8 protein-coding genes and 1 pseudogene are annotated in these 13823 nt (G+C 47.1%); 3 read left to right on the forward strand and 6 right to left on the reverse strand.

Annotation, left to right across the window (positions count from 1 at the left end; all coding sequences use genetic code 11):
- Nucleotides 1-73: 73 nt before the first annotated feature.
- The gene (locus GQS64_RS00645; RefSeq protein WP_369805175.1) at nucleotides 74-2326 is read right to left on the reverse strand and encodes a primosomal protein N'; all 2253 of its coding nucleotides are present in this window, start codon (nucleotides 2324-2326) and stop codon (nucleotides 74-76) included.
- Nucleotides 2327-2374: 48 nt separating this feature from the next.
- On the opposite strand from GQS64_RS00645, the gene fsa reads away from it, so the two are divergent.
- Entirely contained in the window at nucleotides 2375-3028 is a 654-nt protein-coding gene (gene fsa / locus GQS64_RS00650; RefSeq protein ID WP_077994084.1) for a fructose-6-phosphate aldolase, read from the forward strand.
- A 655-nt stretch (nucleotides 3029-3683) separates the two neighbouring features.
- Here fsa and lptE read toward each other — a convergent pair.
- Nucleotides 3684-4259 carry an LPS assembly lipoprotein LptE gene (gene lptE / locus GQS64_RS00655; RefSeq protein ID WP_077994086.1) on the reverse strand — a complete coding sequence of 192 codons (576 nt, stop codon included), beginning with the start codon at nucleotides 4257-4259 and terminating at the stop codon, nucleotides 3684-3686.
- Nucleotides 4246-6858 (reverse strand): leucine--tRNA ligase, encoded by a 2613-nt coding sequence (gene leuS / locus GQS64_RS00660; RefSeq protein ID WP_198230323.1) that lies wholly within the window; start codon nucleotides 6856-6858, stop codon nucleotides 4246-4248. The genes lptE and leuS overlap by 14 nt, the downstream gene beginning before the upstream one ends.
- 125 nt (nucleotides 6859-6983) lie before the next feature.
- Between leuS and GQS64_RS00665 the strand changes: the two genes are divergently transcribed.
- Complete coding sequence (locus GQS64_RS00665) at nucleotides 6984-7664, forward strand: YggS family pyridoxal phosphate-dependent enzyme (protein WP_198230855.1); 681 nt, start codon at nucleotides 6984-6986, stop codon at nucleotides 7662-7664.
- Here GQS64_RS00665 and GQS64_RS00670 read toward each other — a convergent pair whose 3' ends face one another.
- Nucleotides 7665-8657, reverse strand: a complete 993-nt coding sequence (locus GQS64_RS00670; protein WP_198230324.1) for an SDR family oxidoreductase — start codon at nucleotides 8655-8657, stop codon at nucleotides 7665-7667.
- A gap of 311 nt (nucleotides 8658-8968) precedes the next feature.
- Here GQS64_RS00670 and acs point away from each other — a divergent pair, with 311 nt between their 5' ends.
- The gene (acs, locus tag GQS64_RS00675) at nucleotides 8969-10924 is read left to right on the forward strand and encodes an acetate--CoA ligase (protein WP_198230325.1); all 1956 of its coding nucleotides are present in this window, start codon (nucleotides 8969-8971) and stop codon (nucleotides 10922-10924) included.
- A gap of 777 nt (nucleotides 10925-11701) precedes the next feature.
- On the opposite strand, the gene GQS64_RS00680 is transcribed toward acs, so the two are convergent.
- Entirely contained in the window at nucleotides 11702-12886 is a 1185-nt protein-coding gene (locus tag GQS64_RS00680; RefSeq protein ID WP_198230326.1) for an acetate/propionate family kinase, read from the reverse strand.
- Nucleotides 12879-13811, reverse strand: a pseudogene (locus GQS64_RS00685) (bifunctional enoyl-CoA hydratase/phosphate acetyltransferase); the annotation flags it as partial. The gene GQS64_RS00680 and the pseudogene GQS64_RS00685, both read right to left, overlap by 8 nt.
- Nucleotides 13812-13823: the final 12 nt, after the last annotated feature.

Here is a 13823-nt window from a genome sequence, read left to right on the forward strand (position 1 = left end):
AGCTCGACATCTTTTCAAATTCACGCGTTTTCAAACTTACGCGGCTTTCCCTTATGATGCCGAAGCACCAACATTAAATGAAACTTTGTGGATCAATGTCAACCTGCACACGTATTGTACCACGGATTTTCGGCCCCTTGGCAATCATTGCACGAATGAAAGATTGCATATCGGCACGGCGGCTTCCATGAACAAGCAGCCGGAAGCGATATCTTCCGCGTACCAATGCCAATGGTGCTTCGGCAGGCCCCAGAACCGATATTTCATCTGCCGATGGTGCAGCCTGACGCAAACCGCGTGCATGTGCTTCAGCGGCACTCCGGTTTTCCGATGAAACAATAAGTGCGGCCAGACGCCCGAAAGGCGGAAGGTTATGCCGTGCCCTTTCGTCAATCTCTCTTTTGTAGAAAGCTTCACTATCGCCCGAAATAATAGCCTGCATAACGGGGTGATCGGGCTGATAGGTTTGGATCAATCCCTGACTTTTCAATCCGGTACGGCCTGCGCGACCGGTGACTTGCGATAAAAGTTGAAATGTTCTTTCGGCTGCACGCGGATCGCCATTGGCAAGTCCGAGATCGGCATCAACCACGCCAACCAGTGAAATTCCGGGAAAATGGTGACCTTTGGCAACCAATTGCGTTCCGATGATAATATCGACTTCGCCTTTTGCAATTGTTTCAAGCTCCAGCCGCAGTCTTTTGACACCCCCTATCAAATCGGTCGACAACACCAGAATGCGTGCCTCAGGAAAAAGCTTCAACGTTTCCTCGGCAATTCTTTCCACCCCCGGACCACAAGCAACCAGATGATCGAGTGTGCCGCATTCGGGACAAGCTTCCGGTATAGGTTCATGATAGCCGCAATGGTGGCACATAAGTTGCCCGCGAAAGCGATGTTCCACCAACCAGCTTGAACAATTCGGGCATTGGAAACGGTGACCGCAGACACGACATAATGTCAAAGGAGCATAACCACGTCGATTAAGAAAAATAAGGGATTGTTCTTTGCGCTCGATCACCTCGCGCATAGCCAATTCAAGCGGCGGTGACAAAAACCGGCCAGACGGAGGTGCATTTTTGCGCATATCGATAGCGCGCAAATCCGGCATCGCCGCCTGTTTGAAACGGGATGGAAGATGAACCGCGTGATAACGCCCCTGAAGGGCATTGACCTTGCTTTCCACCGACGGTGTAGCGGAAGATAAAATAACCGGAAATTTTCCGAAAGAACCGCGTGCAACTGCCATATCACGCGCATTATAAAAGACACGATCTTCCTGTTTGTAAGCAGTGTCATGTTCTTCATCGACAATAATCAGTCCAAGATTTTCAAAAGGAAGAAACAGAGCAGAACGGGCTCCGGCAACGACTCTTATCCGCCCTTCAATGACCTGTCGCCAAACATGCTCGCGTTGTTTCGGTGTGAGATCGGAATGCCATTCTGCCGGTGGTGCACCGAAGCGGCTTTCAAACCTGTCAAGAAATTGCTGGGTTAACGCTATTTCCGGTAAAAGAATAAGAACCTGTTTGCCTTTTTTAAGCGTTTCCGCAACCGCTTCAAAATAGACTTCCGTTTTTCCCGAACCTGTCACACCATCCAGCAATAAAACTTTGAAACAATCCGCCTCGACGGCATTGATAAGTTCATCAGCGGCCAATTTCTGTGCTGTTTCCAATGACGGACGGGCATAATCAGGATCGGGATAGGCGACCACAGGGGGTGGCGGCATTTCTATTTCTTCAAACAGACCGGAATTTTTCAACCCTTCGACAACACTTGTCGACGTGCCGGCAGCATGGGCAAGCCCCGATTTGGTCCAGGCCATGCCATTTTGTGCAAGTTCCAGAACGCGTTTGCGTGCAGCCGTCATTTTTTCGACTTTGCCACCACAATAGCGCAAGCCCGGAATTGCCGGTTCGGGATCAAATGCCGCCGGAACCCGTAAAACCATACGAGCCACCATCCCCGGAGGGGACAAAGTATAATCCGAAACAAAATGGATAAAGCGCATCATATCCGCAGAAAGTGGCGGACAATCGAACAATCGGGAAATCGGCCGCAATTTTTTTGCTGCCACTTTGTTACTGCTGTTTGCTTCATCGGTCACGAGACCGGCCACTTCTCTTGGCCCCAGAGGCACGCGCACAATCGATCCGGCAGTTACATTCATATCGTCGGGCACAGAATAGCTATAAGCTGTTTCTGCCGGCATCGGTACCAACACTGAAACGGTTTTTGGTGTCTTTGATTCGTTTTTTATCATCGCTCGTAACATGTTGGACTTGCTTTTACATAAAACAATGGACCATAACAGCAAAATCATAGCAATTGCCAAATGCCGGATCGTACCGGAAAACTTGGGAGTCTAAACATGAAATTTTTTGTTGATACTGCTATTATCGAAGAGATTTCGGAACTCAATAATCTCGGACTTGTTGACGGTGTCACAACCAACCCTTCCCTTATTTTGAAATCCGGTCGGGATATTATCGAAGTAACAAAAGAGATTTGTGCACTCGTAGACGGGCCTGTATCAGCGGAAGTGACCGCCACCGATTTTGACGGAATGATGAAACAGGCGCAAATATTGGCAAAAGTTGCCGACAATATTTGCATCAAACTTCCGATGACATTTGACGGATTGAGAGCCTGTAAGACTCTGGCCGGAAAAGGGCTGAAAACCAATATGACTTTATGTTTTTCAGCCACTCAGGCATTGCTTGCGGCCAAAGCCGGTGCAACCTATGTTTCACCTTTTATCGGACGGCTTGACGATATCGGATTGAACGGCATGGATCTGATTGGTGAAATCCGTACAATTTTTGATAATTATGATTTTAAAACCCAAATTCTTGCCGCCTCTATCCGCACGGTCAATCATGTCAAGGAAGCCGCCCTTATCGGTGCCGATGTCGCGACAATTCCACCTTCAATTTTGAAATTGCTGATAAAACATCCACTAACCGATAAAGGTCTTGAAATTTTCATGAATGATTGGAAAAAAACCGGCCAGACCATTGCCTGAACCACGATTTCAACAAAGACAAATAACAATTGAAAGCCCGATTTGCGGCCAAACAAAAGCACTGGAAAAAGCGATTTTCCAATGCTTTTATTTTATCCGGTTTATATTATCCGCTAACATGAAAAACGCGATCTATCCAATTTTGAAACCCGTTTTATGAACGATTGTTTGAGTCCTTGACCGGTCATATGACTGAATGATCGGGCTTTTTCCTGTTCATATCATATATTGTCATCCGGATATTTTCTTTAAAAAAACAACAACCCGAATGAACCGGAAGATGACTATATCCGCCATGACATATAAGACCGCATGGCAAGTAAGACCGTTTTGTCAAACCGGTATACTCGCACATGTCGCACATGGCTCAACAAGTGCGGGTATAAATGAGTGCATCCGGTTAAACGAATAATTCCACAAAATATCGACCAAGGAAAACGCGTCGGTTTTTCGTCAATCTCTTCAACACTTACGATAGAAGCGGATAATGCCAATCCAAAAAGTTAAAAAATTATCGAATTCAACAGAACAACAAGAGCGCTCGAATTCCGGATGGCGATTTGCAATAGAACAGTGTTTCGCAATGATATGAAACAAAACAAACGGAATAGAATTAAAAAATTCCGGCAGATTTTTCACCTGCCGGAACAACGAATCACTTCAACTTCGATACGTCCTGAGCCAGAGACAGGAAGATCTGTTCGGCGAGCTCTTCTGCTGCACGCTTCTTGGCATCCTCTTCGGCTTGCAAGTTTGCATATTCCTGACGAGGACGGTCAAACGAGGCACTGACAGTCCGTGTGCGTTTGGCAAGCGGTTTATTCTTCATATCTTTAAGAACATAGCTTGAACGGCCATCAATAGCACCGGCAGATGCACGGCCCGTACGATCGGTCGAATCGCCAATATCCATCTGGACAGCCGTACGAACAGAATAACTTGTTCCAAGTGACAGTTGGTAAGTCGGCGCGGATGGCTCACCTGCGCCACCATTTAACAAGAAAATCAACCGGTTACGAACCAACTGGTTAAACCGGTCGGTTGGTGCGTCAATAATAACGCCAGACAATTTCGAGCGGATAGACGGCGAAACATTAAGTTGCGCCGTACCATTCGCATCGCCGTGATAGAGCGGCTGGACAGTACAAGCCGATATAGCAAGCGTTGTCCCCAATAGTACAGCAGTTGTTAAAGGTCTGATGCTATGTAGAATACGGTCAGGCAACAACATTGACGATCCTTTGTGGAACTACAATTATTTTCTTCGGCTTCTTGCCTGCCAGATTTGATTGCACAAAATCGAGCGCAAGAACAGCCTTTTCGATAGTAGATTGATCCGCATTGCGGGCAATTGTCAAATCACCACGCTTTTTCCCGTTAATCTGGATCGGGATAGTTATCTCGTTATCCACAATTAAAGCAGGGTCGTAGTGTGGCCAGGACATCTTGGCAACCAGATCGGTCTCTCCCAAAGCAGCATGACATTCTTCCGCAAGATGCGGAGTCATTGGCGAAATCATGATGATGAAGAAATCCAGAGCCTGTCTGAGTGCCGACCTCTTTTCGTCATCTGCCTGTTCCAGATTCTGTAACTCCGGAGCGAGTTTATTGACGAGTTCATAAAGGCGCGCCACAGCGCGGTTGAAAGCAAGCTTTTCAATGTCATCGGCCACTTTCGCAAGTGTGCGATGCGCCGCTTTGGAAATATCAAGTGCTGCACCCTTTGTTCCGGCTTGCGGTTTGACATGTGCCAATATTTCGGCACTTGACGAAATCAACCGCCAGACACGTTGCACAAAACGGTGGGCACCTTCTGCTCCTGCTTCGGTCCAGATAACATCGCGTTCGGGCGGTGAATCGGACAGCATGAAAAGCCGTGCGGTATCAGCACCATAGGAAGAAATAATATCATCGGGATCGACGACATTTTTCTTCGACTTCGACATTTTTTCGATTGAACCGATTTCTACCGGACTGCCATCGGAGAGAAGTGTCGCACGACGCACACCATCCTTTTCTACAATCCGGATATCGGCAGGTGCGACCCAACCTTCCTTGTTATGATAGGTCTCGTGAACCACCATGCCTTGCGTAAATAGCCCTTTGAACGGCTCGTCAACATTGACGTGGCCGGTCATTTTCATTGCCCGCATGAAAAAGCGCGAATACAACAAATGCAAAATCGCGTGTTCGATGCCACCGATATATTGGTCGACCGGCAACCATTTCCTGATCGCCTCCCTGTTTGTCGGTTCATTTTCCCGTGGCGCAGTAAAGCGGGCATAATACCACGAGGAATCAACAAAAGTATCCATCGTATCGGTTTCCCGTCGTGCGGGCTTGCCACAATGCGGGCATTTGACAAATTTCCATGTCGGGTGGCGGTCAAGCGGATTACCAGGTTTGTCGAATGTGACATCATCGGGCAATTTTACCGGTAAATCGGCACGCGGAACCGGTACATCCCCGCAATCATCACAATGGATAATCGGAATCGGACATCCCCAATAACGTTGCCGCGAAATACCCCAGTCACGCAGGCGGAATTGAACTTTCCGTTCGGCTTGCGGACGACCGTTCAACATCTGGCCTGACAAGTGTTTGAGAACTTCTTCAAATGCGGCTTTCGGCTTTAATCCGTCAAGAAAACCGGAATTAATCATAACGCCGTCTTCGGTATGGGCTTCTTCCGTGACAACAAAACTGTCGGGATCCGCACCTTCTGGCAAAACAACCGGACGTACCGGCAATTCATATTTATTGGCAAAATCAAGATCGCGTTGATCGTGGGCAGGACAGCCGAAAACTGCCCCTGTACCATATTCCATCAAAACGAAATTGGCGACATAAACGGGTATTTCCCATTTATCATCAAATGGATGGACAACTTTCAAACCGGTATCGAAGCCTTTTTTCTCGGCTGTTTCTATCTCGGCTGTCGAAGTTCCCTTGCGGTGACATTCGTCGATAAAATCTTTCAGTTTCGTATTTTTTTCGGCAAGTTTGCGGGCAAGCGGATGATCGGCAGCAATAGCGATAAACGAAGCACCGAATATCGTATCGGGGCGGGTGGAAAAACACTCGATTTCACTGAAACCGTCTATCGGCGTTTCCTTGGCGATTTCCCAACGCAACAGCGCACCTTCGGATTTTCCGATCCAGTTGCGTTGCATAACACGCACTTTTTCCGGCCATTCATCAAGACCGTTCAAACCATCCAGAAGTTCCTGACTGAATTTGGTGATTTTGAAAAACCACTGCGTAAGCTCACGCTGTTCGACCAAAGCACCCGAACGCCAGCCTCGCCCGTCAATGACTTGCTCGTTTGCAAGCACTGTATGATCGACCGGATCCCAATTGACCTTGGATGTTTTACGATCAACAAGCCCTTTTTCATACATATCGAGAAAAAGCATTTGCTGGCGATGGTAATATTCGACATCGCAGGTTGCGAATTCGCGCGACCAGTCGAGAGAAAGCCCCATGGACTTCAACTGCTTTTTCATGGAAGCGATGTTCTGGTAAGTCCAGTCTTTCGGGTGAACTTTGTGTTGCATAGCGGCATTTTCTGCCGGCATGCCGAAAGCATCCCAACCCATCGGGTGCAAAACATTAAATCCGCGGGCGCGTTTATAACGGGCAACCACATCCCCCATCGCATAATTGCGCACATGCCCCATGTGGATGCGTCCTGAAGGGTAGGGAAACATTTCCAACACATAGTATTTTTCACGCGGGTCATTATTATCGGTTTTGAAAACTTCTTTTTCGCCCCAGATTGACTGCCATTTCTGTTCAGTCGCGCGTGGATTGTAGCGTTCGGTTGCCATTACAATTATACTCTTGCAAAATGTGGTCAAAAAACTCAATACGTGCTTCACCACGGATTAAGGAAAGCGTCAACCATTTCTATGCGCTTTTATTCATTAAAATTGATGAAGAAGGGAAAATGACTATGGATGCGGTTATTGCACAATGGCAAAAAGTCAAAGAGAATATCGTCAAAGCGTGCAATGATGCAAAACGTGCGGCTGATGACGTTCAGCTTATCGCTGTGTCAAAAACTTTCGGAGTTGAAGATATTCACCCGCTTCTTGAAGCAGGACAACGTGTTTTCGGTGAAAACCGTGTTCAGGAAGCAGAAAGCAAATGGCCGCAATTGCGCGACGAATTTCCTGATCTCAAACTCCATCTCATCGGGCCTTTGCAATCAAATAAAACAAAAGAAGCAGTCCAGCTTTTTGACGTGATCGAAACGGTTGACAGAGAAAAAATTGCAAAATTTCTTCAAGAAGAAATGTTAAAACAAAACCGGAAGCTCGCCTGCTATGTGCAGGTCAATATCGGGGAAGAGCCACAAAAAGCCGGTATTGCCCCGAACGAAGCAGTTGAGTTTGTCAAACATTGCAAGAACGACCATCATCTTGATATTGTCGGCTTGATGTGTATTCCGCCGGTTGGTGAAAATCCCGGCCCCTATTTTGCCCTTCTTGCAAAATTGGCAAAAGAGGCGGGAGTGGAAAAACTGTCAATGGGAATGTCGGCGGATTATGAAACAGCCATTGCCTTCGGTGCCACAAGTGTGCGCGTCGGTTCGGCAATATTCGGTCATCGTCCGCCGATTTCTCACCAATAATCAGCTATCCATGCCGATTCCACCGGCCGCACCAAAGACCTGGCCAGAACAATAGCTCGCTTCTTCTGATGCCAGCAAAACATAAAGGGGTGCAATTTCAACCGGCTGTCCGGCACGCTTCAAAGGTGTTTCGGAACCGAATTGCGGCAAGGCTTTCATGAGCTGGCCACCGGCAGGTTGCAATGGTGTCCAGAAGGGACCGGGGGCAACAGCATTGACGCGAATGCCTTTCGGAGCCAGTTGTTTTGCCAGCGATTTGGCAAAAGCAACATTGGCAGCCTTGGTTTGAGCATAGTCAAACAAGGTAGCAGACGGGTCAAATGCCTGAATCGAAGACGTAATAATGATGGAACCACCTGCCGGAATGTGTGGCAATGCAGCTTTTGTTACACGGAAAGGTGCGTAAATGTTGGTTTTGATCGTCTTGTCAAAAGATTCGTCTGTGAGATCGGCAAGAGCTTCCACCGCCTGTTGACGGCCGGCATTATTCACCAGAATATCAAGGCCGCCCAGTTTTTGAACTGCTTCCTCGACCAATTTTTCGCAAAAATGCCGATCGGTCAGATCTCCGGGAATTGCAAATCCTTTGCGCCCTGCCTGTTCGATAAGTTCGATGACCTCTTGCGCGTCTGATTCTTCTTCTTTCAGATAATTAATTGCAACATCGGCACCTTCACGCGCAAAAGCTATTGCAACCGCCCGCCCGATGCCGCTGTCACCACCCGTAATCAAGGCTTTTCTACCTAAAAGTTTACCCGACCCTTTGTAAGTTTTTTCGCCATGATCGGCGAGTGGTGTCAACTTTGATGCAAGTCCGGGAGCTTGTTGTTTTTCCGTCGAATAGGGTGGGCGTGGATAGGCATCCAGCGGATTTTTCAATTGAGCCTTTGAAGCAGATCCGGTTGCTGTCTGATGACCTGATTTTTGTGATGAACCATCGGTTCCGCTTTTTAATGCCTCTTCACGCGAGAGTATCAGCTTTTCATCCAACATAGCATTTTCCTTTCAAATACCGAACACAACATGAAGTGCCACGACTTCATTGTTTTTAACTACTGCCCGGTCTTTCAAAATCGATGCCTTGGCGAATATTTTCAGTAAAAAACAAACAAAAATTGACAATTTCTAATTATTTTACTTCGATTTTTTCTAATCATTCACGATAAGTTTTTTAAAAACATCATTTTAAGACTTCCAAGAAGCCGACGATACCATTTAATGTAAATATCAAATACCCATCACAAATGGATATTTCATAAAGAAAGTGTTGCGTGAGGAGAATTGCAGCACGAAAGGAGGAGAAGATGTCGGATAAAGTCTATCCTGTATCTAGTAATATCAAGAAAAATGCCCTGATTGATCGTGAAACATATCTTCAATGGTATGATGAAAGCATAAAGGATCCGGATGCATTCTGGTCGAAACATGGCCGGCGCATTGACTGGTTCAAACCTTTTACAAAGGTAAAAAATACAAGTTTTCGCGGACGCGTATCAATCAAATGGTATGAAGACGGCGTCACAAATGTAACCTATAATTGCATCGACAGGCATTTGAAAAGTCGTGGCGATCAGGTTGCCATGATCTGGGAAGGTGACAACCCCTATATTGATAAAAAAGTCACCTATAAAGAGCTTTACGACAATGTTTGCCGCTTCGCCAATATTTTAAAAAAACGCGGCGTAAAAAAAGGTGATCGGGTTACAATCTATCTCCCCATGATCCTTGAAGCCGCTTATGCAATGCTCGCCTGTGCACGTATCGGCGCTGTCCATTCAGTTGTTTTTGCAGGCTTTTCGCCGGAGGCACTTGCCGGACGTATTGTTGACTGCGAATCGACCTTTATCATTACGGCCGACCAAGGCGTACGTGGTGGCAAGCCCATTCCTTTGAAAGAAAATGTCGACCACGCGATAGACATTGCCGCTCGCCAATATGTTCTGGTCAATCAGGTGATGGTTGTGCGCAGAACAGGCGGCAAGATCGGCTGGGCGCCCGGTCGCGATTTCTGGTATCACGAAGAAATGGCCAATGCGAAACCCGAATGCCCGCCAGCGCGCATGAAAGCCGAAGACCCGCTTTTTATCCTTTATACATCCGGTTCGACGGGTAAACCGAAAGGTGTTCTTCATACAACCGGCGGTTATCTTGTTTATGCAGCAATGACGCATGAATATGTGTTCGATTATCATGCAGGCGAAGTTTATTGGTGTACTGCCGATGTCGGTTGGGTGACCGGACATTCCTATCTGGTTTACGGGCCGTTATGTAATGGCGCGACAACCCTTATGTTTGAAGGCGTACCCAATTTTCCCGATCAGGCACGTTTCTGGGAAGTTGTCGACAAGCACAAGGTCAACATCCTCTATACAGCTCCGACCGCCATACGTGCATTGATGGGAGCCGGTGACGAATATGTCGAACGGTCAAAACGGACATCATTGCGCATTCTTGGTTCGGTTGGCGAGCCGATCAATCCGGAAGCGTGGAACTGGTTTTATAATAAAGTCGGTGACGAGCGTTGCCCGATTGTCGACACATGGTGGCAAACCGAAACCGGTGGTCACATGATTACGCCTTTACCCGGTGCAACCGACCTCAAACCCGGATCGGCAACACTCCCGTTTTTTGGTGTCAAACCCGAACTGGTTGATAATGAAGGTGAAGTACTGGAAGGCGAAAATGACGGTAATTTGTGCATTATCGATTCGTGGCCCGGCCAAATGCGAACCATTTATGGCGATCATAACCGGTTTGTCGAAACCTATTTCTCGACCTATAAGGGGAAATATTTTACCGGCGACGGTTGCAGGCGGGATCATGACGGATATTACTGGATAACCGGTCGTGTCGATGATGTTCTCAATGTCTCTGGCCATCGCCTTGGAACAGCCGAAGTCGAATCGGCACTTGTTTCCGATCACAGCGTTTCCGAAGCTGCGGTTGTCGGTTATCCGCACCCGATCAAAGGACAAGGAATTTATTGCTATGTAACATTGATGGAGGGTGTTGCACCCACTGACGAATTGCGCCAGCACCTTGTCAAACATGTCAGAAACGAAATCGGACCGATCGCCACACCCGATAAAATCCAGTTTGCACCGAGTCTCCCGAAAACGCGTTCAGGCAAAATCATGCGAAGAATTTTACGCAAGATCGCCGAAGACGAATTTGAAAATTTAGGCGACATTTCAACACTTGCCGAACCACAAGTTGTTGAAGATCTGATAGCCAACCGTTTGAACAAGAAGCCGGCTTAAAACAAAATCACCGGATAATTCCGGTGATTTTGACCACAATCGCTCACGGGCGCACGAATTGGCTGAATAGCATCGCTTTTTTTCGCCCGTGGCGGCGGTTAAACGCACTTGAGTATCGCGCGCATTGTATCGCCTGTGGCGCTTGCACTTGCATATCTCCTTCATTGTATCGCTTGCGCACATAATATCATTTACGCAAATTGTATTCCCTTTCCCGCATTGTATTCTCTGGCATATTGTATTCTCTGGCGCATTGGCAGCCGATGTGTATTGCAACATAACTTGCAATCAACGACCAAACCGGTCATAAATGCGCAAAATTCATGACAGAATGCAGAGCCTGCGAAATAGTCACGCTTATAATTTCAAAAAGATATGAAGTGCATGGGCGGTTGCAAATTCGCTTATTGATTTTCATGAAACCATCATCCGGAAATGACCCCCGTGAACTGGTCGATCCGGTTCAATTTTAAAAAAAATCGAAAATTATAAAATGCACAAAAAGCCTGTAACGCCAGCACCGTTTCATGCGCGCAATTCAATCTTCGACATTGCCGGTTATATCCGAAATCGAAGACCATGTTTAAAATTGAAGATTATATCTGGAATTTACGCTTATGTCTGAAATTGACGGTGTTGTCTGAAATTGAACAAAACCATCACGATTTAAAACAGCCTATGTCCGGTTTTGAATAATTGTTTTGTTGTTCAACACATCAAACACACATAGCGACCGGAGTCGTGCTTCAAAAAAAACGTTATACCGAAAAATCGGTGTCACTTTTTTCCATTTTCCGTCATAAGGCGGGCTGCATCGTCGGCAATGCGTTGTTCCTCATCCGTGGGAATTATGAAGGCGGCAATAGGGCTATCAAGCGTTGTTAGCCGTGATTGATTGGCATTATTGGCTTGATAGTCAATCTCGATGCCCATCCATCGCAATTGTTCCAAAACCGCTTCGCGAATTTCAGGTTGGTGTTCACCAATACCGGCGGTGAAAATAATTGTATCCAACCCTTCCAAAGTTACTGCCAAACGCGCGATTTCCTGCGCAATACGCAAGGTAAAAACATCAAGAGCCTGTTTTGCCTGTTCCAATTTCGACGCCACCAGATCACGACAATCGGCGCTGATACCGGACATACCGAGCAGGCCGCTCGAATGGTAAAGCATATATTCCATGTCACTGACACTATGACGCTTGTTACGCAAGAGATGGATGAGAACCCCCGCATCCAACGCCCCACAACGCGTTGCCATAGGCACACCGTCAAGCGTTGTAAAACTCATGGTCGTTTCGGCACTTTGTTGATTTTTCAATGCGCAAAGACTGGCACCGCTTCCAAGATGTGCCACAACGACATTTTTTATTCTGACATCTTTTGGCAATTTTGGCAGTTGTTCCGAAATATAGTGGTAGGAAAGCCCATGGAAACCATATTTCTTGATGCCGCGGTTATGCAGAATGCGGGGAATGGCGAAACGTCTCACCCTGTCACTCTGCCCCTGATGAAAGGCCGTATCGAAAGAGGCCGTTTGCATAAGTGAGGGATAAAGTTTTTTAACAAGATAAATCAGCCGGAGATTTGCCGGTTGATGAAGCGGTGCAAGCGGAATAAGTGATTCCATATAATCAAGTGTCTTATCATTAACGATGCAGGCATCCCTGAAAATATCGGCCCCATGAACAATCCTGTGACCGACCGCTTTAATATCTCCGATGTCCATTCTTTCGGTCAGCCAACCGAAAACACGGCCGAGCATTTCTTTGTCATCGGCTTTTTCAGGAAGCGGTGAAGCCGCTATTTGTTCGCCGGTTTTTTCAATACGAAAAGAAAAGCAATTGCGCCTGAGATCAATAGAACCTTTACCCAATTGTTCCGCGTGGCCATTATTATTTTCATAAAGCCCCACCTTCAAGGATGAAGAGCCGGAATTGAACGTTATGATCCGGTTATTCATGATGCGCCTTCTCCAACTTGAACCGCCGCTCGACCATGATTTTTGCAAGTGCTGCAGACGCAAGCCGCACGGCCACTTTATCCGATCGGCTGGTAAGAATAATGGGAACACGCGCACCGAGAACCAGTCCGGCCGCACCGGCATCGGCAAAATACATCAATTGTTTTGCAAGCATATTTCCTGCTTCAAGATCCGGCACCAGAAGAATATCGGCTTTACCGGCCACAGGTGAAACAATGCCCTTTATTTCGGCGGCCTTCAAATTGATTGCATTGTCGAATGCCAACGGCCCGTCAACAATGGCGCCGGTGATTTGTCCGCGCATCGACATAACAGTCAAAGCTGCCGCGTCAAGTGTAGCGGGCATTTTTGAATTGACCGTTTCCACCGCAGCAAGCACGGCTACCAGAGGTTTTTCAAGCCCCAGAATGCGCATGAGATCAACCGCATTCTGGATAATATCGCGTTTGTCATCAAGATCGGGACGAATATTGATTGCCGCATCGGTAATAAGAAGCGGTTTGGGATAAGCAGGAATATCCATTGCATAAACATGACTGATACGACGCTCTGTCCGCAACCCGGATTGTGCGCTTACCACAGCGCCCAAAAGTTCATCGGTGTGAAGCGACCCTTTCATCAGCGCCTGAACTTTTCCGCCTGCTGCCATTTCAACCGCTTTCTGGGCTGCAGCGTGGCTGTGCTCGGTCGGTACTATTTCCAAGCCTTCAATTTCAACACCGGCTTCTTTTGCGGCATTACGAATTTTAGCTTCCGGCCCGACAAGAACCGGTTCCAGAAATTTTTCCTGCCAGGCCTCGATGGCTGCAAGCATTGCTTCTTTTGAACAGGGATGAACGATAGCCGTTTTAATGGGAGGAAGGTTACGTGCCTGTTCGAGATAAGAATCATAACGTCCGTGTTTTTTTGTTACCAT

The sequence above is a fragment of the Bartonella sp. P0282 genome (assembly GCF_048452985.1).
Taxonomy (GTDB): Bacteria; Pseudomonadota; Alphaproteobacteria; order Rhizobiales; family Rhizobiaceae; genus Bartonella; species Bartonella choladocola.

Excerpts from the sequence above, each read along its gene's own strand:
- GQS64_RS00645 (WP_369805175.1), bottom strand. The coding sequence starts at position 2,326 with ATGATTTTGCTGTTATGGTCCATTGTTTTATGTAAAAGCAAGTCCAAC.
- fsa (WP_077994084.1), top strand. The coding sequence starts at position 2,375 with ATGAAATTTTTTGTTGATACTGCTATTATCGAAGAGATTTCGGAACTC.
- lptE (WP_077994086.1), bottom strand. The coding sequence starts at position 4,259 with ATGTTGTTGCCTGACCGTATTCTACATAGCATCAGACCTTTAACAACT.
- leuS (WP_198230323.1), bottom strand. The coding sequence starts at position 6,858 with ATGGCAACCGAACGCTACAATCCACGCGCGACTGAACAGAAATGGCAG.
- GQS64_RS00665 (WP_198230855.1), top strand. The coding sequence starts at position 6,984 with ATGGATGCGGTTATTGCACAATGGCAAAAAGTCAAAGAGAATATCGTC.
- GQS64_RS00670 (WP_198230324.1), bottom strand. The coding sequence starts at position 8,657 with ATGTTGGATGAAAAGCTGATACTCTCGCGTGAAGAGGCATTAAAAAGC.
- acs (WP_198230325.1), top strand. The coding sequence starts at position 8,969 with ATGTCGGATAAAGTCTATCCTGTATCTAGTAATATCAAGAAAAATGCC.
- GQS64_RS00680 (WP_198230326.1), bottom strand. The coding sequence starts at position 12,886 with ATGAATAACCGGATCATAACGTTCAATTCCGGCTCTTCATCCTTGAAG.